Origin of the sequence: Lacinutrix sp., assembly GCF_037625555.1 — a bacterium.
In the GTDB taxonomy this organism is placed as follows: Bacteria; Bacteroidota; Bacteroidia; order Flavobacteriales; family Flavobacteriaceae; genus Lacinutrix.
In genome coordinates this window covers 1-22335 of the sequence record NZ_JASJHV010000074.1, presented here as the reverse complement: position 1 = coordinate 22335, position 22335 = coordinate 1, and the positions used below count along the sequence as shown (strand labels likewise).

Annotated in this window: 24 protein-coding genes; 17 read left to right on the top strand and 7 right to left on the bottom strand. The window is 32.1% G+C overall.

Annotated features, from left to right (window positions below; all coding sequences use genetic code 11):
- Positions 1–102: 102 nt before the first annotated feature.
- The 12 genes from QNK89_RS06355 (at position 103) to QNK89_RS06300 (ending at position 11469) form a co-directional block, all read left to right on the top strand.
- The gene (locus QNK89_RS06355; protein WP_340170179.1) at positions 103–2847 is read left to right on the top strand and encodes a reprolysin-like metallopeptidase; all 2745 of its coding nucleotides are present in this window, start codon (positions 103–105) and stop codon (positions 2845–2847) included.
- A 93-nt stretch (positions 2848–2940) separates the two neighbouring features.
- Complete coding sequence (locus QNK89_RS06350) at positions 2941–4053, top strand: FAD-dependent oxidoreductase (RefSeq protein WP_340170178.1); 1113 nt, start codon at positions 2941–2943, stop codon at positions 4051–4053.
- Position 4054: 1 nt separating this feature from the next.
- Positions 4055–4750: a monofunctional biosynthetic peptidoglycan transglycosylase gene (mtgA, locus tag QNK89_RS06345; RefSeq protein ID WP_340170177.1), complete on the top strand. Its 696-nt coding sequence runs from the start codon at positions 4055–4057 to the stop codon at positions 4748–4750.
- Positions 4734–5195: a 3-oxoacyl-ACP synthase gene (locus tag QNK89_RS06340; RefSeq protein ID WP_340170176.1), complete on the top strand. Its 462-nt coding sequence runs from the start codon at positions 4734–4736 to the stop codon at positions 5193–5195. Before mtgA ends, QNK89_RS06340 begins: the two co-directional genes overlap by 17 nt.
- A gap of 56 nt (positions 5196–5251) precedes the next feature.
- On the top strand, positions 5252–6388 hold the full coding sequence (locus QNK89_RS06335) for an NAD(P)/FAD-dependent oxidoreductase (RefSeq protein WP_340170175.1): 1137 nt from the start codon (positions 5252–5254) through the stop codon (positions 6386–6388).
- Positions 6385–7098: a methyltransferase domain-containing protein gene (locus QNK89_RS06330; protein ID WP_340170174.1), complete on the top strand. Its 714-nt coding sequence runs from the start codon at positions 6385–6387 to the stop codon at positions 7096–7098. The genes QNK89_RS06335 and QNK89_RS06330 overlap by 4 nt, the downstream gene beginning before the upstream one ends.
- Before the next feature lies 1 nt (position 7099).
- Complete coding sequence (locus tag QNK89_RS06325) at positions 7100–8152, top strand: type III polyketide synthase (protein ID WP_340170173.1); 1053 nt, start codon at positions 7100–7102, stop codon at positions 8150–8152.
- Positions 8146–8943, top strand: coding sequence for an SDR family oxidoreductase (locus tag QNK89_RS06320; protein ID WP_340170172.1), 798 nt, complete (start codon positions 8146–8148; stop codon positions 8941–8943). The genes QNK89_RS06325 and QNK89_RS06320 overlap by 7 nt, the downstream gene beginning before the upstream one ends.
- A 2-nt stretch (positions 8944–8945) precedes the next feature.
- Positions 8946–9383, top strand: coding sequence for a 3-hydroxyacyl-ACP dehydratase FabZ family protein (locus QNK89_RS06315; RefSeq protein ID WP_340170171.1), 438 nt, complete (start codon positions 8946–8948; stop codon positions 9381–9383).
- The gene (locus QNK89_RS06310) at positions 9380–10651 is read left to right on the top strand and encodes a beta-ketoacyl-[acyl-carrier-protein] synthase family protein (protein WP_340170170.1); all 1272 of its coding nucleotides are present in this window, start codon (positions 9380–9382) and stop codon (positions 10649–10651) included. The genes QNK89_RS06315 and QNK89_RS06310 overlap by 4 nt, the downstream gene beginning before the upstream one ends.
- Before the next feature lie 3 nt (positions 10652–10654).
- Positions 10655–10909, top strand: coding sequence for an acyl carrier protein (locus QNK89_RS06305; RefSeq protein WP_340170169.1), 255 nt, complete (start codon positions 10655–10657; stop codon positions 10907–10909).
- The gene (locus QNK89_RS06300) at positions 10906–11469 is read left to right on the top strand and encodes a 4'-phosphopantetheinyl transferase superfamily protein (RefSeq protein WP_340170168.1); all 564 of its coding nucleotides are present in this window, start codon (positions 10906–10908) and stop codon (positions 11467–11469) included. The genes QNK89_RS06305 and QNK89_RS06300 overlap by 4 nt, the downstream gene beginning before the upstream one ends.
- Here QNK89_RS06300 and QNK89_RS06295 read toward each other — a convergent pair.
- The 6 genes from QNK89_RS06295 to QNK89_RS06270 form a co-directional block, all read right to left on the bottom strand.
- The gene (locus QNK89_RS06295) at positions 11448–12359 is read right to left on the bottom strand and encodes an ABC transporter ATP-binding protein (RefSeq protein WP_340170167.1); all 912 of its coding nucleotides are present in this window, start codon (positions 12357–12359) and stop codon (positions 11448–11450) included. The genes QNK89_RS06300 and QNK89_RS06295 overlap by 22 nt on opposite strands.
- A 66-nt stretch (positions 12360–12425) precedes the next feature.
- The gene (locus QNK89_RS06290) at positions 12426–14591 is read right to left on the bottom strand and encodes a prolyl oligopeptidase family serine peptidase (RefSeq protein WP_340170166.1); all 2166 of its coding nucleotides are present in this window, start codon (positions 14589–14591) and stop codon (positions 12426–12428) included.
- A 95-nt stretch (positions 14592–14686) separates the two neighbouring features.
- A complete protein-coding gene (locus QNK89_RS06285; protein WP_340170165.1) occupies positions 14687–15676 on the bottom strand; it encodes an aspartate-semialdehyde dehydrogenase in 990 nt (329 codons plus the stop codon).
- A 151-nt stretch (positions 15677–15827) separates the two neighbouring features.
- Positions 15828–16232: a large conductance mechanosensitive channel protein MscL gene (gene mscL, locus QNK89_RS06280; RefSeq protein ID WP_340170189.1), complete on the bottom strand. Its 405-nt coding sequence runs from the start codon at positions 16230–16232 to the stop codon at positions 15828–15830.
- A gap of 94 nt (positions 16233–16326) precedes the next feature.
- The gene (gene alr, locus QNK89_RS06275; RefSeq protein ID WP_340170164.1) at positions 16327–17433 is read right to left on the bottom strand and encodes an alanine racemase; all 1107 of its coding nucleotides are present in this window, start codon (positions 17431–17433) and stop codon (positions 16327–16329) included.
- On the bottom strand, positions 17426–18067 hold the full coding sequence (locus tag QNK89_RS06270) for a thymidine kinase (RefSeq protein WP_340170163.1): 642 nt from the start codon (positions 18065–18067) through the stop codon (positions 17426–17428). The genes alr and QNK89_RS06270 overlap by 8 nt, the downstream gene beginning before the upstream one ends.
- A gap of 118 nt (positions 18068–18185) precedes the next feature.
- Here QNK89_RS06270 and QNK89_RS06265 point away from each other — a divergent pair, with 118 nt between their 5' ends.
- On the top strand, positions 18186–18914 hold the full coding sequence (locus QNK89_RS06265) for a hypothetical protein (protein WP_340170162.1): 729 nt from the start codon (positions 18186–18188) through the stop codon (positions 18912–18914).
- 11 nt (positions 18915–18925) lie between these two features.
- Complete coding sequence (locus QNK89_RS06260; RefSeq protein ID WP_340170161.1) at positions 18926–19129, top strand: DoxX family protein; 204 nt, start codon at positions 18926–18928, stop codon at positions 19127–19129.
- On the opposite strand, the gene QNK89_RS06255 is transcribed toward QNK89_RS06260, so the two are convergent.
- The gene (locus QNK89_RS06255) at positions 19101–19733 is read right to left on the bottom strand and encodes a hypothetical protein (RefSeq protein WP_340170160.1); all 633 of its coding nucleotides are present in this window, start codon (positions 19731–19733) and stop codon (positions 19101–19103) included. The two genes, QNK89_RS06260 and QNK89_RS06255, sit on opposite strands and share 29 nt — an antisense overlap.
- 92 nt (positions 19734–19825) lie before the next feature.
- On the opposite strand from QNK89_RS06255, the gene rsmI reads away from it, so the two are divergent.
- From rsmI to QNK89_RS06240, 3 genes are all read left to right on the top strand, one after another.
- Positions 19826–20497, top strand: coding sequence for a 16S rRNA (cytidine(1402)-2'-O)-methyltransferase (gene rsmI / locus QNK89_RS06250; protein WP_340170159.1), 672 nt, complete (start codon positions 19826–19828; stop codon positions 20495–20497).
- 21 nt (positions 20498–20518) lie between these two features.
- Positions 20519–20692, top strand: a complete 174-nt coding sequence (locus QNK89_RS06245) for a hypothetical protein (RefSeq protein ID WP_340170158.1) — start codon at positions 20519–20521, stop codon at positions 20690–20692.
- Between the two features lie 283 nt (positions 20693–20975).
- Positions 20976–21971, top strand: coding sequence for a M28 family peptidase (locus QNK89_RS06240; protein ID WP_340170157.1), 996 nt, complete (start codon positions 20976–20978; stop codon positions 21969–21971).
- The last annotated feature ends 364 nt before the right edge of the window (positions 21972–22335 follow it).

Here is a 22335-nt window from a genome sequence, read left to right as displayed (position 1 = left end):
CTTTCATGCTCAAATGTACAATATTAAAAATTTAACTTCAAATTCTTGGTCATTAGCTATTATCAGTATATATTTAAGCTCATTTATTAAAAAAATTAAAATATGAAAAAAAGTTACTTTAACTGGGTATTTACTTTAATACTTTCTATACTGATTACATTGCCCGCATTGTCGCAAAATAAAAAGGCGTTATGGAATAAAACGACGCAAAGAGCAGCTGCTTTTAAAAAAGAATTAACTTTTAGAAAAACAGAACCAAACAAAGCAGATTTTTATCAATTAGATATTAATGCTTTAAAAACAGAACTACAAACAGCGCCAAACAGAAACACTTTTTCTGGAACTTCAAATGTTATTTTAGATTTCCCTACAGCTGAAGGGACTCTTGAATCTTACAGAATTAAGGAAGCACCAATAATGGAAGCGGCACTTCAAAACAAGTATCCAGATATTCGCACATATATTGGAGAAAGTATTTATACTCCAGGAACCGTTATTCGTTTTAGTATAACATCGCAAGGTTTGCACACCATGTCTATGTCGAATGACAATGGAACTCAATTTATAGATCCTTACACTAAAAATGGGAATGAGTATATAGTTTATGCTAAAAAAGACTTACCAATATTAGACCAAAGTTGGGAATGTGGTGTAGTTGATGGAGAAGCTACTGAAGAAAACAAAGGCTTAGATATTAGTATGCTAAGAAATGCAGACGATGGTTTATTAAGAAACTTTAGATTAGCAGTTGCTACTACTATTGAGTATTCTTCATTTCATTGGATGGCAGCAGGTCTTACTGCAGCAGACACAGAGTCTGTTAAAAGAACAGCCGTTATGGCGGCAATTGTTATTACAATAAACAGAAATAATCAAGTTTACGAAAGAGACTTGTCTATTACTATGACACTTGTTGCAAATAATAATCTTGTTGTTTTTATCAACTCCGATAGTTTTGATAATGATAATGCTGGAACACTAATTGATCAAAGTCAAACAGTTATTGATGGAACCATTGGTTCTGGAAATTACGACATAGGTCACACTTTTAGTACAGGTGGTGGAGGTTTAGCACAATTAAACTCACCATGTACAGGTAGTAAGGCAAGAGGTATTACTGGTTTACCAGCACCAGTTGGTGATGCATACGATATTGATTTTGTTGCCCATGAATTAGGACACCAATTTGGAGCGCCACACACTTTTAATGGTGATGCAGGAAATTGTGCTGGAGGCAATAGAACAGCTTCTAATGCTTATGAGCCTGGAAGCGGATCTACTATTATGGCATATGCAGGAATTTGTGCACCACAAAATGTACAAGGAAATAGTGACCCATATTTTCACCAGAAGAGTTTACAAATGATTTGGGATAACGTTACAACAGGAAATAGCCAATGTGCTACAACTACTAATTCAGGAAATAATGCACCAACCTCTAATGCTGGAGCAGATTATATTATTCCAAATTCTACACCTTATATGTTAACTGGAACTTCTACTGATGCTGATGGAACAGGAACACATACTTATACATGGGAACAATACGATTTAGGACCTGCAGGTTTACCTTTAGAAACAAATACTTCTGGGCCAATGGTGCGTGCTTTTGAAGGGACATCAAGTCCAACTCGATTTATTCCTAGAATGCCAGATTTATTACAAGCGCAAGGTTCTACGACATGGGAGAAACTTGCTTCTGTAGCTAGAACACAAGACTTTAGATTAACCGTTAGAGATAATGGTGCCTCAGGTGGACAAACTGCTGTTGATGAAATGACAGTTACTGTAGATGGAGCAAATGGAGTGCCTTTTTCTGTTACTTCACAAGACGCATTAATAGCATGGGAGTCAGGTAACTCTGAAACTATTACTTGGGTTGTTGCAGGAACAAATGCAGGCGCAGTAAATTCAACTAACGTAGATATTTTATTATCTACAGATGGAGGTTTAACATATACAACTACTTTAGCAACAGCTGTACCTAATAACGGATCTTATAACATAACCGTACCAAATATTCTTGCTGAAAACTGTAGAGTAATGGTAAAAGGAAGTGGAAATATCTTTTTTAATATTAACACAGCTAGAATTGCTGTTGGTTATGCACTTACAGAGGTTTGTACAACGTACCCTTTTGCTATTAACCAAACTATATCACCAAATGCAACTGAATTTCAGTTTTTTGATGAAGATGTTATTGCTTCAGGAAGTATTACAGATGTAAATATAAAATACGACATATCAACAACAAACCTTTCTCAATTACACATGGCTGTATTAGCTCCTTCTGGAACACGTTCTTATTTATATGCAGCTGGACCTTGTACAGGATCAGATGGTAGTGCTAATATGCAAGTGATTTTTGATGATGAAGCAGCAGCAGCAATAACATGTGGTACTAACCCATTAGTGGGAACTGCAACACCAGCTAATATTGCAATACCAGAGCCATTAAGTGGTTTTGATGGAGAAGAAATGAATGGTCAATGGAGATTTATGGCTGCGAATATTGGTCCTTCTAATATGGTTTTTAATACTGTAGATTTAGAAATTTGCACATTGGTCGCTACTCCTTTAAGTGTTGATGAATTTGATTTATCAAACTCATTTTCTGTATTTCCAAATCCAAATAATGGTGAGTTTACAGTTAAATTTAATGGAGCATCAGAAAACGTAAACCTACAAGTAGTAGACATTAGAGGACGTTCAATTCTAAGCAATTCTTATAATGCTTCAGGTGACTTTAATCAAACAATTAACTTAGGAAATGTTCAATCTGGAATTTATTTACTTAATGTAAATGATGGTGGAAGAACAATAACTAAAAAGATTATTGTAGAATAATTTTCTTACTATTATTTATAATAAAAACTCCGAAAGCAATTTCGGAGTTTTTTTATGCTTTAATAGTTCAAATAATTAAACTACATTAGGCTTATGAATTTGTCTTACTGGGAAATAAAATCATGGCTAACCAACGTAGATTATACTATTGTGGGTAGTGGTATTGTAGGTCTAAATTGCGCATTGCAATTAAAAAACCGTTTTCCAAAAGCTAATATTCTAGTTTTAGAAAAAGGAACTTTACCTCAAGGTGCAAGTACAAAAAATGCAGGTTTTGCGTGTTTTGGTAGTTTATCTGAAATCATTGACGACTTAAAAATACATTCAGAACAAGAGGTTTTAGATTTGGTTAAAAATCGAGTAAATGGGCTACAAAAACTAAAAGAAAATTTAGGAGATAAAACTATAGGCTACCAACAATTAGGAGGTTACGAGTTGTTTAATGAAAATGATAATTTATTTGAAACCTGTTTAGCACAAAAAAACTACATTAACAGCTTATTGAAACCTATTTTTAAAGCTGAGGTCTTTAATCTAAAAGACAATACATTCGGTTTTAAAAACATTAAAAACCAATATAGTTTCAATCAATTTGAAGGACAAATAAACACAGGCAAGATGATGGAGGCTTTATTGCAAAAAGTACACTTAAACGATATTAAAATATTAAATAATGTGTCTGTCAATGACTTTTCAGAAGATATAAATTCGGTAAAAGTTAAAACTAATCAGTTTGAGTTTTCCACCTCAAAATTATTAATAGCCACAAATGGCTTTGCTCCAGCATTAAACATTCCAGAGGTTAAACCAGCAAGAGCCCAAGTATTAATTACAAAACCAATAAAAGACCTTCATATTAAAGGCACATTTCATTTAGACGAAGGCTATTATTATTTTAGAAATATAGATAATAGAATCTTGTTTGGTGGTGGTCGTAATCTTGATTTTAAAGGAGAAGAAACTACAGACTTAAGTCAAACCGATTTAATTCAAAACAAATTAGAAGAACTATTAAAAACCACTATTTTACCAAATACATATTTTGAAGTTGATCATCGTTGGAGTGGGATTATGGGAGTAGGACAACAAAAAAAACCAATAGTAAAACAGTTAAGCAATAACGTGTTTTGCGGAGTACGTTTAGGCGGAATGGGAGTTGCAATTGGTAGTTTAATTGGAGAAGAATTAGCAAACCTTATTGACTAATATGATTAAAAAATTAATCAAATTTATAGCTAAAAGCATCCTATGGTTTATCATAATTTCTTTTGGATTAGTTATGCTTTTTAAATGGGTTCCTGTCCCTATTACACCTTTAATGGTGATTAGATATTTTGAAAAAGACAGTCCTAAAATATTACAACACGATTGGCAACCTTTAGAAAATATTTCAAAAAATTTACAATTAGCAGTCATTTGTAGTGAAGACCAAAACTTTTTAAAGCATAACGGATTTGATATAAAAGCTATAGAAAAAGCATATCAAGACAATAAAAAAGGCAAGCGTATAAAAGGCGCAAGTAGTATTAGCCAGCAAACAGCAAAAAATCTGTTTTTATGGCCACAACGCAGTTGGTTGCGTAAAGGATTTGAAACTTATTTTACTTTTTTAATCGAATTAACTTGGTCTAAAGAACGGATTATGGAAGTGTATTTAAACAGCATAGAAATGGGTGATGGTATCTATGGTGCAGAAGCAGCAGCAAAATATTGGTTTAAAAAACCAGCATCAAAACTCTCTAAACTTGAAGCATCTGCAATTGCTGCAATATTACCTAGCCCAAGAAAATATAAAGCAAACCCAGTAACAAATTATATTGCTGGAAGAAAAAAATGGATTACTAACCAAATGAATTTTTTTGGTGTTTTAAATTATAAAGTTGAAGATGATAAGGTCAAATAACACAAAACAAATATTGTATAATAAGTGTGTCCAGTTTAAAAAAAACAGATTGGATATTATTAATAAAACTATTACAGAATTACAAGAATCATTAACGTCCGAAACTAAAAGTAGTGCAGGCGATAAGCATGAAACTGGTCGTGCAATGGTACAATTAGAGCGCGAAAAAGCTGGAAATCAATTGGCTGAAATCCAGAAACTAAATCAAATACTATCCAAAATTGATGCAGATAAAGTGACTGCAAATGTTGTTTTAGGATCTCTAGTTTTCACAACAAATGCTAATTATTTTATTTGCATAAGTGCAGGCGAATTTACTATTTCAGATAAAAAATACTACGCAATTTCAGCAAATACACCAATTGCACAATTACTTTTAGGGAAATCTAAAAATGATACATTTACTTTTAGAAATCAAAATTTTACAATAACAGCCATTATCTAATTTCAATCTAAATCAATTATAGCTTATCTTTAGTAAAATTGAATTAGAAAAATAAATTGAACAATACCCCCACTACTTTTGACGTCATAGTTATTGGTGGTGGATTAGCAGGCTTATGCAGTGCAATCCATCTATCAAAAAATAATTATAGTGTTTTGGTTATCGAAAAAAACGAATACCCAAAGCATAAAGTTTGTGGCGAATATATTTCAAATGAAGTTTTACCTTATCTCAATTTTTTAGGTATTGACGTCTTTGAATTAGGTGCTAAAAAAATAAATCAGTTTGAATTATCTACACCAAAAAACAAACTAGTTAAAGCACAATTACCATTAGGTGGTTTTGGAATTAGCCGCTATTGTTTAGATAATGAACTAGCTAAAAAAGCTATTGACAATAAAGTAACTATCATTCAAGATACAGTTGAAGAGGTTGAGTTTTCAAACGATTTATTTTCAATTAAAACAAAACAAGCTACTTATAATTCAAAAATTACAATTGGCGCTTATGGTAAACGCGCAAATTTAGATGTCAAGTTGAAACGTAAATTCATAAAAAACAAATCGCCTTTTTTAGCAATAAAAACGCATATAAAAGGAGAATTTCCTGACGATTTAGTTGCACTTCATAATTTTGAAGGTGGTTATTGCGGAGTTTCAAAAGTTGAAGATGATAGTATTAATATATGCTACATTACCGATTTTGAAGCCTTTAAAAAGTATAAAGATATTAATGAGTTTCAGCAGAAATTAGTTTTTAAAAACAATGCTTTAAAAAAAGTATTTCAAAACTCAAAATCTGTATTTGAAACACCTTTAACCATTAGTCAAATTTCTTTTGAAACCAAAAACCCAATAGAAAAACACATGTTAATGTGTGGCGACACAGCAGGAATGATTCATCCTTTATGTGGTAACGGAATGAGTATGGCAATACGAAGTGCACAAATGGCATCATTACTTATCATTCAATTTTTTAATGACGACATAAAAGACAGGCTAACATTAGAAAAGCAGTATCTTAGAGAATGGAACGCAGAGTTTAAATCGCGTATAGCTACAGGACACTTTGTTGCTAATTTGTTTAGCAAAAACAGACTAGCTGAAATTTTAATCAGGATTGTAAAATCTGTACCAAGTATTTTACCATATATAATTAAACGTACACACGGTAAAACAATGACAATAGAATGAGTGTATTAATCAACACAAAATATAGAAGTGAAGAAGAAGAAATTATGGACGATTTGGATTATAATGGTCCAATACTTCATGATACTCTAGACAAATTAGCTAAAATAAATCAGTGGTTAGGCGGAAACATTGTGACCATAAACGGACTTAAAAAAGGACTAAAAAATCATCCAAAAGATAAGACAATTACCATTATCGATTTAGGTTGTGGAGGAGGAGATATCTTAAGAGAAGTCTCTGTTTTTGGTAAGAAAAACGAGTACAAATTTCAGTTGATTGGTATTGATGCTAATCCGCATACTGTCAATTATGCAATTAAATTATCGGAAGAATACGATAATATAAAATTTAAAGCAATTGATATTTTTTCAGATGAATTTGAAGCACTAGAATATGATTTGGTATTAACCACATTATTTCTACATCACTTTAAAGAATACCAGTTGGTTTCGTTTTTAAAACCAGTTTTAGAAAAAGCTAAATTAGGAATAGTAGTCAACGATTTACATAGGCACAAATTGGCGTATTATTTATTCAAATTATTATGCACAACGATAAAAAATAAAACAATAGTTGAAGATGGATTAACTTCTGTTTTAAGAGGGTTTAAAAGAAACGAATTGAAAGATATTTCAGAAAAAATAAATGCAAATCATCAAATTCAATGGAAATGGGCATTTCGTTTTCAATGGATTTTGAAGCAAAAATAACATGAGCGTAAAAATAACAGCAGTAGCTAAACAGCTTCCAAAATACACTAGAGAAACAAAAGATATAATTCCGTATTTAAACGTGTGGATGTCTGGTCAAGAGGAACGTTTTCAAAGAAAAGTCATCAAGCTTTTTGAAAACGCAGGAGTAGACAGACGCTATTCTATTATGGATGCAGAAGAAGTTTTTTTAAACACTTCTTTTGAAGAAAAAAATGATATTTATTCTCGTGAAGTCGTCAAATTAGCAGAACAATCTTTAGTCAAAGCACTAGACAAAGCGAAGCTTAAACCAACAGATATAGATTATATAATTACAGTAAGTTGCACAGGAATCATGATTCCATCAATGGATGTTTACTTGATTAATAATCTAAAAATGAAACAAGATATTGTGCGATTACCTGTTACCGAAATGGGTTGCGCAGCAGGAGTTTCAGGGATTATTTATGCTAATAATTTTTTAAAAGCTAATCCAAATAAACGTGCAGTAGTTATAGCTGTAGAGTCACCAACAGCAACATTTCAGTTGGACGATTTTTCTATGGTTAATATTGTTAGTGCAGCTATTTTTGGTGATGGTGCATCAAGTGTAATTTTATCGTCTTATGAAGATGAAAAAGGCCCAAAAATACTAGACGAAGCGATGTATCATTTTTACGATGCGACAACAATGATGGGTTTTAAATTGGTCAATACTGGTTTGCAAATGATTTTAGACAAAGCTGTTCCAGAGACCATTTCAGCACATTTTCCTAAAATTGTCCATCCTTTTCTAGAACGGAATAACATAACAATTGAAGACATAGATCATCTTATTTTTCATCCAGGAGGAAAAAAAATAGTACAAACTGTTGAAGATTTATTCGGATCTTTAGGTAAGAATATTGACGACACAAAAGAAACGCTAAGACTTTACGGAAACATGAGTAGCGCTACTGTTTTGTATGTTTTAGAGCGTTTTATGGATAAACAATTACCTAAAGGAGACAAAGGTTTAATGCTGAGTTTTGGACCTGGTTTTTCAGCACAACGCATATTATTAGAATGGTAAAAGACTTTCAACATAAAAATTATTGGGCACTCATTTTAGGTGGATCCAGCGGATTGGGTTTAGCTACAGCAAAAAAGCTAGCAAAACATGGAATGCATATTTGTATCATTCACAGAAATTCAAGAACTCAAGAAGAAGAAATCAATTTAGAATTTTATAAAATTAAATCTGAAGGCGTTCAGTTTAAATCGTTTAACGTTGACGCTTTTAAAGAGGAAAAACGAAATGCGATTATTTCAGAATTATCAGCAATTTTAGGAACTGAAGGTGAAATAAGAACGTTAGTACATAGTGTAGCAAAAGGAAATTTAAAACCTATGCTGGATGACGAAAAACCAACATTAAAAAACGACGATTTTAATCTAACAATCAATGCTATGGCTATTAGTTTATACGATTGGACCAAAGCAATTTTTGAAGTCAAACTATTTGCAGAAGATTCTAGAATTATCAGTTTTACAAGTGAAGGAAATACCAAAGCTTGGAAAAATTACGCAGCAGTTTCTGCAGCTAAAGTTACTCTAGAAGCCATTACCAGAAACATTGCTTTAGAATTTGCTTCGTTTGGGATTAGAGCCAATTGTATACAAGCAGGAGTTACAGATACAGCGTCTTTACGCATGATTCCTGGAAGCGAAAAAATTAAAGAACATAGTCTTAAACGTAATCCATTTAAGCGATTAACACAACCAGAAGATATTGCAAATGCAGTCTATTTATTAAGTAAAGATGAAGCAAGTTGGATCAATGGTTGTGTAATTCCTGTAGATGGTGGCGAACATATTAGTTAAGTATGACTGGAAAACAAATCATAAAATTATTACCATATCAACAACCTTTCCTATTTGTTGATGAATTAACTATGATATCTTCTGAAGGAATAACAGGTAACTACACCTTTAAAACAGACGAGTATTTCTATAAAGGACACTTCAAGAACAATCCAATTACACCAGGCGTTATTTTAACAGAATGTATGGCACAAATTGGAGTCGTATGTTTAGGTATTTATATGCTGGAAGATGAAATTTCAGAAGATATAAAACCTCAAATAGCTTTAACTTCAAGTCAAGTCGATTTCTTTTTACCAGTCTTATCTGGAGAGAAAGTAACTGTGGTTTCAGAAAAAGAAGTCTTTAGATTTAATAAATTAAAATGTAAAGTGAAACTTTTAAATGAAAAAGGAGAATTGGTTTGTCGCGGAAAAATTTCAGGAATGATAAAAGCATGAAAAACAGAGTAGTTATAACAGGTATAGGAGTTGTTGCACCAAATGGTGTTGGAATTGACGCGTTTAAAAAAGCCATAAAAAATGGTGAATCTGGAATTACCTTTCATCAAGAATTAGAAGACTTAAATTTTTCGTGTTGCATTGGTGGCATTCCAAAGATTTCCGAAGAAAAAAAACTAGAATACTTAACGCCTTTACAATTAAGAGGCTTTAATAGTTCTGGAATTTTATATGGCTGTATAGCAGGTATGGATGCGTGGAAAGATGCAGGATTTACGATAGATGCAAACAGTGATTTAGACTTTGATAGCGGAACCATTTTTGGAACAGGAACCTCAGGAGTTGAAAAATTTAGAGAAGCCATTTATAAGTTGGATGATAAGCAAGTCAAACGATTAGGAAGTACAGTCGTCGTCCAAACTATGGCTAGCGGAATTAGTGCTTTTTTAGGCGGAATTTTAGGCTTAGGAAATCAAGTAACTACAAATTCGTCAGCATGTACCTCAGGAACGGAAGCTATTTTGATGGGTTTTGAGCGTATTAAAAACGGTCAAGCAAAACGAATGTTAGTAGGAAGTTGCAGTGATGATGGACCTTATATTTGGGGAGGATTTGATGCGATGCGAGTGATGACCTATAAACATAATCAATCACCAAAAGAAGGATCAAGACCTATGAGTGCAAGTGCTTCTGGATTTGTTCCTGGAGCAGGAGCAGGAGCTTTAGTGTTAGAGTCTTTAGAAAGTGCTTTAGCACGAAACGCAACCATTTATGCTGAGGTTATAGGTGGAAATATTAACTCAGGAGGACAACGTCAAGGCGGAACCATGACAGCTCCAAATGCAGATGCAGTGCAACGTTGTATTACTGATGCTATTAAAAATGCAGGAATTCCTTCTGAGGATATTGATGTTATTAATGGTCATTTAACAGCGACATCAAAAGATGGATTAGAAATTGAAAATTGGACTAAAGCTTTAAACAGAAAAGGAACTGATTTTCCGTATATCAATTCTTTAAAATCTATGGTTGGTCATTGTTTAGCTGCTGCAGGAAGTATTGAAAGCGTCGCAACCGTATTACAATTGAAGGATCAGTTTGTGTTTCCAAATATTAATTGTGAAGATGTACATCCAGAAATTTCAGAATTGATTTCCGAAGAAAAAATTATAAAAAAAGTATTAAAAACAGATCTAAATATTGCTGTAAAAGCCAGTTTTGGTTTTGGCGATGTTAATGGTTGTGTTATTTTTAAAAAATATAATTAGACTATGACAAAAGAAGAATTAATTGCTAAGTTAAAAACGATTGTACAACCTTATATTCAAGACGAAGAAGCGTTTGCAAGCTTATCAGAAAGTACAGATTTTATTAACGACCTTAAAATAAATTCTGCTAATTTGGTAGATGTGATTTTAGATGTTGAAGATGAATTTGACATAAGAATTGAAAATGACGATATGGATAGAATGATTTCGGTAAAAGAAGCCATGCTTGTTATAAATGAAAAACTTACTGAAAAATGATAGGCAATGATATTGTCGATTTAAAACAAGCAGCTAAAGATAGTAATTGGAAACGCTCTCGTTTTTTAGACAAAGTATTTACACAAAAAGAACAACAGGTTATTTTTTCTGCAGAAAATCAACACCAAATGGTTTGGCTGTTTTGGAGCATGAAAGAAGCTGCTTATAAAGTAAATATGCAGCAGTTTGGGAAACGATTTTTTAATCCGAAACGTATTCAATGCGAGTTGTTTCCTAAAAACAAAGGACAAGTTGTTATTGATAGGAATAAGTACTTTACTAACTCTACAATAACAGAAGACTTTATCCATTCTATTGCGACTTTAGGTTGTAAAGATGAGGTTAAAAGTGAGTGGTTTAAAAGTGAAAAATTAGATTATAAGAGTCAAAGCTCTAAAGTGAAAAAGGAATTAATAACCTTTCTAAAGACAAAATTTTTAAAGGTTCGAAAAAACAATATTGGAATACCAAGATTATTTAAAAAGGAGAAAGAATTGAATCTTTCTTTTTCTTTAACTCATCATGGTTATTATTACAGCTATGCTATAATTTCTAAATAAATTAGTGCATTTATTTTTAAATTTTCTTTGTTTTCAAAAAACACAATTTTACCATTTAAACTAGCTTCAATCAAGTAATGTTTACCTTTAAAATAAGATTTTTTCACTATTGCTTTTAAGCTTGATTCTTCTACAACTTTTAATTGATGTACATAAATAACTTCATCTTTAATAATATTAAATTCACCAAAAAACGAAGCAATTAAAGGTGTTTCAGGTTTTTTATATAAGTGCTCAGGTGTATTATAAGCTTCAATTGTATTGTTGTTTAATACCATTAAATTATCTGCAAAACCCAAAACATCTTCTTTATCGTGTGTTGCAACAATACAGGAGATGTTATTCTTTTTTAAATACTTAAAAATATTACGTCTTAGTGATTGTTTTTTAAAGTTATCGATATGGCTAAATGGTTCATCTAGCAATAAAATTTCTGGTGCTTTTGCTAAAGCTCTTGCAAGCGCAACGCGTTGTTTTTGTCCACCACTTAACAGTTTCACTTTTGTTTTCGATAAGAAGGTGAGTTCTACAACTTTAAGAAGTTCTGCTATACGTTGCTTTTTTTTTTCTTTATAAAAATTTGAAAGGTGCTGTCCAATATTTTCTGCTACCGAAATATAAGGTTCTAACTCAAATTCCTGTGCCACGTATTTCATAAAATCATAACCAATAACAAGGTTATGTTTTGGACCTAGAATTTGATTATTTTTCCAGAAAACAGAGCCTTTATTTAAATCGTATTCACCTCGAAGTACTTTTAAAAGCGTACTTTTTCCACAACCACTTTCACCAATAACCGCTAAGTATTCTCCAGGCTTTACTTGAAAAGTAAGGTCGTTTAAAACAGGTGTTTTGCCGTATGAAAAGTTGAGATTTTTTACTTGAAGCATAGCAATAAATAAAAGACCTGTCTCGTTTTTGTAACCAATGAGGTCTAATTTTATGTTGTAATTATATTAATCTTTAAACTCTTCTTTCATTTTACTAGGTAACACATCGTAGCCCATATTAAAGAGTGTGAAACCGTAAATATCTGCATATTGCTCTATAGTTTTACTTACAGGAGTTCCTGCACCATGTCCTGCATCTGTTTCTATTCTAATTAGTGTTGGGTTTTTACCAGATTGTTTTGCTTGTAGTTCTGCCACAAACTTAAAACTGTGCGCTGGTACTACACGATCATCATGATCTCCAGTGGTTACTAACGTCGCTGGATACTGTACACCAGGTTTTACATTATGAACAGGAGAATAGCCTTTTAAGTATTCGAACATTTCTATGTTATCTTCTGCTGTTCCATAATCGTAAGCCCAGCCTGCTCCTGCTGTAAAGGTGTGGTAGCGTAACATATCCAAAACACCAACTGCTGGTAAAGCAACCTTCATTAAATCTGGACGTTGTGTCATTGTTGCACCAACTAACAGACCTCCATTTGATCCTCCTCTAATAGCTAAATAGTCGCTAGAAGTATAATTTTCTTCAATTAAGTATTCAGCTGCAGCTATAAAATCGTCAAAAACATTTTGTTTTTTTAATTGTGTTCCAGCATCGTGCCATTCTTTACCATATTCTCCGCCACCTCTTAAATTAGCAACAGCATAAATACCACCTTGCTCCATCCAAACGGCATTTGTAATACTAAAACTAGGCGTTAAACTTATGTTGAAACCACCATAACCATAAAGTATCGTTGGGTTTTTCCCGTTGAGTTTTACACCTTTCTTGTGCGTTATAATCATTGGAATTTTTGTTCCGTCTTTAGATGGGTAAAAAACCTGTACACTTTTGTAATCTTCAGAATTAAAATCGATACTTGGTTTTCTAAAAAGGGCTGAAGCTCCTTTTTCAATATCATATTTGTAGATACTTCCTGGTGTTACGTAGTTTGTAAAAGAATAATACAACTCTTTATCTTCCTTTTTTGCACCAAAACCTCCAGCACTACCAATACTTGGTAGTTTTACCTCACGAACAAACTTTCCATTATAATCGTATTGAAAAATTTGAGAAACAGCATCTACCATATATTCAGTAAAAAAATAACTACCAGCTGTAGATGGACTCAATACGTTGTTGGTTTCTGGTATAAAATCCACCCAATTTTCTGGTGTTGGATTAGAAGCGTCTACAGTTACAATTTTCTGATTTGGTGCATTTAAATTGGTCACCAAATATAATTTAGAACCTATATTTTCTAACACATAGGTGTCACTATCTGTATTCCCGATAATTTCTATTAAAGGCGCATTAGGTTTCGTTAGGTCTTTAATGTATAATTTGTTTCCAGAAGTAGATACACGAGGCGATATTAATAAGTATCGGTCATCTTCTGTTACGCTACCATAAATATATCTGTGTTTTTCTTCAGGAGAATTACCATATATTATTTTATCGTCTTTTTGCGATGTTCCTAATTTGTGATAATATACTTTATGCTGATCTGTTTTTGCAGATAATTCACTGCCTTCAGGTTTATCGTAACTAGAATAGTAAAAGCCTTCATTTTTATACCAAGACATGCCGCTGAATTTAACATCTACAATGGTATCTTCTATAATTTCTTTAGTTTCGGTGTCCATAATTAGGATTTTTCTCCAATCGCTTCCACCTTCAGAAATAGCATAAGCTATTTTTTTTCCATCCTTAGAAAAACTTGTACCTCCTAAAGAAGTTGTGCCATCTTCACTAAATCCATTAGGATCTAAAAATATAGTTGCTGTTTTTGGGTCTTCTCTTGATTTATATCTATAAATCACATATTGGTTTTGGAGTCCTGTATTTTTATAAAAATAAGTGTAGTCTCCTTCTTTAAAAGGAGCACCAATTTTTTCGTAGTTCCATAATTTTGTTAATCTGTTTTTTAATTCATTACGAAATGGAATATTATCGAGATAGCCAAAAGTAGTTTTGTTTTGGGTTTTTACCCAAGCCATAGTTTTATCACTTCTATCGTCTTCTAGCCAACGGTATGGATCTTTTACAGCTGTTCCAAAATAACTAGTAATAGTATCTACGGTTGTTGTTTCTGGATAAGTTACTGTTATTTTTTTGTGTTGTTTTTCGGTTTCTTCACAAGACATAATTACTGAAAGTGTTAATAAGGAAAGGAATAGTTTTTTCATGGTCTTTACTTTTTGTTGATTATAAAAATAAACAAAAAAGCATTTACAATTTTATGTAAACGCTTTTAGTGTAACTTCATTTTTATAAAGAGTATTTAAACTAAATTATTTTCAACTAAATATTCAGCAATTTGAACCGTATTTGTAGCAGCTCCTTTTCTAAGATTATCGCTTACAATCCATAGGTTAAGCGTATTTGGTTGCGAACCATCTCTACGAATACGTCCAACAAATACATCATCTTTTCCATTAGCATATAATGGCATTGGATAGTAGTTTACATCTATGTTGTCTTGAACAGTTATGCCTTCAGTCTCGTTTAATATTGTTCTTATTTCGTTTATATCAAAATCATTTTCAAATTCAACATTTACAGATTCACTATGTCCTCCAGCGGTTGGTATTCTAACTGCTGTTGCAGTAATAGCAATGGTTTTGTCGTGTAGAATTTTTTGAGTTTCACGAACCAATTTCATTTCTTCTTTGGTGTAACCATTTTCTTCAAAAACATCGCAATGTGGAATAGCATTTTTATGAATAGGATAGTGGTAAGCCATTTCGCCTTTTACACCATTCATTTCGTTTTCCAATTGTTGCATTGCTTTAACACCAGTTCCTGAAATAGATTGATACGTTGAAACAACGATACGTTTTATTTTATACTTTTTATGAAGTGGTGCTAATACCATTACCATTTGTATGGTAGAACAGTTTGGATTAGCAATAATTTTATCTTCTTTAGACAGTTCGCTAGCATTAATTTCTGGAACTATTAACTTTTTAGACAAGTCTATTCTCCAAGCAGAAGAATTATCGATTACAGTAGTACCTACAGCAGCAAATTTTGGAGCCCACTCTAAAGACGTTTCTCCTCCAGCCGAAAATAAAGCAATATCAGGTTGCATTGCAACAGCATCTGCCATACTTACAATTGTAAACTCTTGGTTTTTAAAGATTACTTTTTTACCAACAGAGCGTTCTGAAGCGACAGGAATAAACGCTGTAATTTTAAAATTACGCTCTTCTAAGACTTTACGCATGATTTCTCCAACCATACCTGTAACACCAATAACTGCTAATTTCATAAAAATCTTTATTTAAAATACTAATACAAAGCTATTATTTTTCTTATTGCTAGAGTTTAAAAACGGATTAAATTTTTATTAAAATTTGAAACAAAAAAAGGGTTTTGCATGCAAAACCATTTTAAAAAAAGTTATTAATGAAAAATGAGGATTACTTTTTTAAAGCGTCTCTTATTTCCATTAATAAATCATTATCAGATGGACCTGCTGGTGCAGCAGCCTCAACTGGTTTTTTAGTTTTGTTATATGCTTTAACAATTAAGAACATTACCAATCCTACAATTACTAAGTTAATTATAGTATTTACCCATGCACCATAAGATATAACAGCTCCTCCAGCTTCTTTTGCAGCTTCTAGAGTTAAATAGTCTTTTCCGTCCATTGCATAGAATAGGTTTGCAAAGTCTGTTCCACCACTAAAGTGTCCAACAAATGGCATTACAATATTGTTTACAAATCCAGTTACAACAGCTCCAATTGCTCCTGCCATGATAACCGCTACAGCAAACTCTATAACGTTACCAACCATAATAAAGGCTTTAAATTCTTTAAGCATAATTTTAAATTTCAAGTTAGTTGATTTTAATTAATTATCAATTTAGTTAAAATTAGAACATAAGTTGCAGGTTTTCAGTTTATAAAGCCACAAACTATCGACAAAAAGTTCTTTTTACACGCTGAGATACAGAAGTGAGTAGTTCGTAAGAGATAGAATTAACATTCTCGGCTAGACTCTCAGCAGAATGTTCAGGGCCAAAAACAATAACTTCGTCTCCTTCCTGACAAGGAATAGATGTAACATCTACCATAATCATGTCCATACAAACATTACCAATAATAAATGCTTTTTTGCCATTAATAAAAACAAATCCATTTCCGTTTCCATATTGTCTTCCAATACCATCTGCATGACCAATAGGTAGAGTAGCTGTTCTTATTTTTTTATGAGCAATAAAAGCGCGATTGTAACCTAAACTATTACCTTTATTAATAACGTGAATTTGAGAAATACTTGTTTTTAACGTTGCTATAGGTTTTAAATCTTTATTTATTTCAGGATTATTTCCAAAGCCATATAAGCCAATACCACATCTAACCATATTTAAATGTGCTTGAGGATAATTTAAAACTCCAGACGTATTGCACATATGAAGCATTGGCTTGTAAGGTAATATTTGGGTTATTTTTTTTGAAATATTATTAAAGCTACTAATTTGGTTTAGAGTAAATTCTTTTTCTTTTTCATCTTCACTTGCTGCTAAATGAGAAAAGAGAGACTTAACTTTTATACCTTTAGTTTTTTCAAGATGTTTTAAAATGGTTTTAATTTCAGTCTCATCAAAGCCCAATCTATTTAAACCAGTGTTAAATTTAATATGAACAGGATAATTAGTTTGCTTATTTTCTTCAGCTACAGCTATAAATTTATTTAAAACACGTTGGGAATAGATACTGGGTTCTAAACAATGCTGTATAATTGATTCAAAATTTTCAGGAAGAGGATGTAAAACTAAAATAGGTGTTTTAACACCAGCATTTCTTAATGCAATACCTTCGTCTACATAGGCAACTGCAAAGTAATCGACATTTAATTTTTCAAGATATTTAGCTATTTCTATAGCATCACTTCCATAAGCGAATGCTTTTACAACAGCTAAAAACTTAGTGTTGTTTTCAAGTTTAGATTTTAAAAACATGAAATTATGCTGCAGTGCCTTTAGGTCTATTTCTAGAACTGTTTCTTGAGCTTTACGCATCTTTGTTTTTAGATTTTACTTCTTCTGCCTCATTAACCTTCATAGTTCTTATTTTTTCGCGCATAGTAGCTTTGAAGTAAGCAGCACGACTTAAAGGCTCATATTCTTCTGTTTCTCCTAATAAAACAAGATCTTCACTTTTGTTTTTTCTAAAACTAAATTGCGCTAAGTTCCCTGTTCTTGTACAAACAGCATGTACTTTCGTTACATACTCTGCGGTTGCCATTAGGTTTGGCATTGGTCCAAAAGGATTGCCTTTAAAGTCCATATCTAAACCAGCCACAATTACACGAACGCCTTTATTTGCTAAATCGTTACAAACACGTACAATTTCATCATCAAAGAATTGAGCTTCATCAATACCTACAACATCGCAACCGTCTGCCAGAATAGGAATATTTGCCGCAGCAGGTACTGGAGTAGAACGTATTTGGTTTGCATCATGCGAGACTACCATTTCGTCATCATATCGCACATCTATTGCAGGTTTAAAAATTTCTACTTTTTGCTTTGCAAATTGCGCACGCTTTAGCCTTCGAATGAGCTCTTCGGTTTTTCCAGAGAACATGGAACCGCAAATAACTTCAATCCAACCAAATTGTTCTTTTTGATTTACTGTATTTTCAAGAAACATTTTGTAATTTTAACACACCAACAAGATAAATTTCTCGTTGCTATAAAGGTGGCTCAAATTTATTAAAAATCAAAAGCCTAAATTGTATTAATTTAAATAATTATAAAAATTTTAATCTATGATGAAGAAGTTAGAATCAGAATTAATGAGTATTGCTCATAAGATTCTTAAACTAAAAGGGAAAGAAGATGTAAATAGAATGCATACTGAGGTAGCAGCGCTATACGAAAAGCTTACTGTTTTAAAATTTGCTCAAGAAAATTTTGAAGACGATTTACCAACTATTGGTGACAACTCATCGTTTTTTGGGATGCTAGATACAGCGTTTAATAATACATTTAGCGATACTATTGAGGTTGGTAACAAAACCTATATAGATGTAGATGAGCGTGACGAAGATGAAATTATGGAACCAGTAATAGAGAAAATTAAAGACATGGTTGCGCAAATGCCTCATGAAACTCAAGAAATAGATGCTGTTTTTGAAGCAATAAAACCGAAATATCATAAAAATGATTTTGAAGACATCACTGCCGATTTTAACGAAACTCCAATTTTTGACAAAGTTAGTGACGTTAAAGCCAATGAAAAAAAGTCTTTAAATGATAAACTTAAGTCTAGAGGTTTTACTATTGGTTTAAATGATAAACTAGCATTTATTAAACACTTATTTGATGGGAAAAACCAAGATTACGATCGTGTTATCTCACAATTAAATACCATGACAAATTTTAAAGAAGCTACTGTTTTTATTGAAACTACAGTAAAGCCAGATTATAATTCGTGGAAACATAAAGAGGAGTATACAGAACGTTTTATGGAAATTATTGAAGCTAGATTTAATTAATAGCAATAATAATGGATGCTCAAAAAATAATTTATTGGGTTACAACTGCCTTATTGTGTGTCATGATGCTATATTCTGCGAACATGTATGTTACTAAATACGACATGGTAAACCATTTTTTTGAAACACTTAATTACCCCACTTATATTATTTATCCATTAGCAGTGTTAAAAATGCTAGGCGTAATTATGGTTTTGTGGCGTAAAAGTAGCTAGAAAAACTATCTAAAGGAAAAGCAACATCAGTATTATTAGTTATGGTAAATTGGTAAGTAACAGTATTGTTCCAATTACTTATTCCAATCCCTTCTGGTGGTGTAACTTGAGAGTAAGTAACAGAAAAATCTACTAGTATATCATTTATATCTATTGAAATTATGGATTGATTACTTGATGTGTTTGTATCTGTTGTTCCGTCAGGAGACAAAACAATAACACTTGTAGCAATTCCTCCAGGAGTTATAGGAGCACTAACAGTAACTAATACCTCTACACTAGAATTATTAGGCATATTCGTAATAGTACCAGTTAACTCATTTCCTATCAAAGTTAAATTTGAAACATTACTAGCACCTCCTGTTGAGTTCTGACTTATAGAATTATTATAGCTTAAAGTTTGAGAAAATGTAGCATTACTTACTGGGTTTCCAGAATTTAATATTGTAATAAGGTATTGAAAATCTTGATAAATATTTACTTGGGAAACAGTACTTCCAGATAAGTTTTGTGCCTCAACAACAATAGATAAATCTGTAGTTTGCGCTGCTACTTTTAAAAAAGAAAAGTAGAAAAGAAAAAGGCAAATTAGAAGTTTTTGCATTGGTTGGTTTAATACTAAGATGCTAAAATTATAAAAAGGTTGCGTTATAAACTCTCAAAAAGATTGTAAATTTGAAAAGACAACAGTTTTTAATGAGCAAACTATACATCGTTCCAACACCTATTGGAAATCTTGAAGATATGACTTTTAGAGCTATTTCAGTTTTAAAATCTGCTGATGCTATTCTAGCAGAAGACACCAGAACTTCAGGAAAACTTCTAAAGCATTTCGAAATAAAAACACCAATGCAAAGTCACCATATGCATAACGAGCATAAAACTGTCGTGCGTTTGGTTGAGCGTTTAAAAGGTGGAGAAACCATTGCGCTAATAAGCGATGCAGGAACTCCAGCGATAAGTGATCCTGGGTTTTTACTAACACGAGCATGTGTAGAAAATAATATTGAGGTAGATTGTTTACCAGGAGCAACTGCTTTTGTGCCAGCTTTAGTAAACTCTGGATTACCAAACGACAAGTTTGTATTTGAAGGCTTTTTACCAGTAAAAAAGGGCAGGCAAACACGATTAAAATTACTAGCAGAAGAATCAAGAACTATTATTTTTTATGAAAGTCCACATAAGCTTCTAAAAACGTTAACTCATTTTTGTGAGTATTTTGGTGAAGATAGACCAGTTTCTGTTTCTAGAGAATTAACTAAAATATTTGAAGAAACCATAAGAGGCTCAGCAAAAGAGGTGTTAGAGCATTATACTAACAAACCTCCAAAAGGTGAAATAGTAATAGTAGTAGGCGGTAAAAAGTAAACTTAACAAACCAGCCTAAAGATGTTTAAAAGACAAATTTTTATTTTAGTCATTTCTATATTATTTATTAGTTGTAATTCTTCTAATATTAAAAAAGAAATAGAATCTTCTAAAACCGATGAGGTTGATTATTTTAAACTTGTTGATGATGAGTTTACTGGCGATTTAGCATATAAAACTACTGCTTTTATTTAAAAATATTGGCGTGTTGTAGGTAACAAAGGTTTTGATGCTAGTATTCGAGAAATAGAAAAACAGTTAATAGAATCAGGATATATTAATGAAAATAAAGCTACTCCAGAAACAGTTTTAACTTATAGAATAGAAAAAAGACCTCTTAAAAAACCAACATGGGAACCTGTATCTGCCTTAGTAATAATTAATGGTGAAGATAAGCCGTTATTAAATCAAGTTACAAATAGAAATATGGTGATATTAAAATTCTTATAGCACACCAAAAGAAGATATAACTGGAGAAGTGGTTTTTATAGAAGACCTCTCAAAATTAAAAAATATTGATGTTAAAAGCAAGATTGTTTTTGTTGAAGCAAATCCATTTATGGTTTATAATGCTGCACTTATACAGGGAGAAGCTATTGGAATGATGACTTATGACAATCCTAAATACCTTCAACCAGAAAAAAACACAACTTCTATTCAGTTTCGTACCATACCTCTAAACCAAACTTTAAAGCCTTGGGCAATAGCTTTGTCTCATGAAGCCAAGGAGCGTTTAAAGGCATCACTAAAAAAAGGTAAGGTAAACTTAAATGTTGCTATTGAAACTAAAATATATCCATCTGAAGAGCTAACTATTGTTGCTGAGGTTAAAGGTTCTAAATATCCAAAACAACGTTTAGTTTTTAGTGCTCATGTTCAAGAACCTGGTGCTAATGATAATGCTACAGGAGTTGGTGTTGCACTAGAAATAGTTTCTACAAGACGCTATGTTCAAGAAGATAAAGAAAGAGCCAAAAACATCAAATGGGGAATTAGTTTAGATATGTTTGGCGAGAATACAGATATTACTGGAGGTACTTTTTTAATAGAAAAAATGCCAGACCCAAGTGCTATTTGGACTAGAGGTAGTGATAAACATACAGAATGGCGAGGAAGAAAAATGAGTTTAGAGCAAATGAAACCACATTATTTAAACGACTTTTTAATAAACAGATTTAAACAACAAGGAGAAAGAGCTAATTGGGTTGTAAAAACAAATCCTTATGAAGGAGGAAGTGACCATGTGCCGTTTTTAAATGGAGATATACCATGTGTTCTTTTTTGGCATTTTACAGACCAGTTTTATCATACTGATAACGACCGATTAGATAAAGTTTCACAAACAACACTTAAAAATGTAGGAATTGCATCATTAGTCTATGCTCTTTTAAACGCTGATTACAATCTAGCTAGAGAAACTATAAGCCAAATAGACTATTCGGCAATTGAAAGAATAAATGAAGAATTAAAATAAGGAAAGCTAGCTACAGCTAATGGAAAAGATTTAAAAACGCAGATTGAAATTTTAGAGGCTTGGCAAGATTGGTATATAAATGCAATTGAAACCACAAAAGATATGGTTGAAGATACTTCTTTAATAAATGAAGAGGTTTTAAAATCTCAAAATAGTATTAAGACAATTACTAGCAATAATATTAATAGTTTAAGTAACTAATATTAAGTGTAATTAGTTTCAGACAAGATTAAATAATAAAAAAGCCGCAACATCAGTTGCGGCTTTTTTTGTGGTTTAAATTAGTTGGTTAAACTGATTTATTTTTGTGTGTTTTTATTTAGCTTTTGGTCCACCACTTAATATTTTAAATTCTGAACGTCTG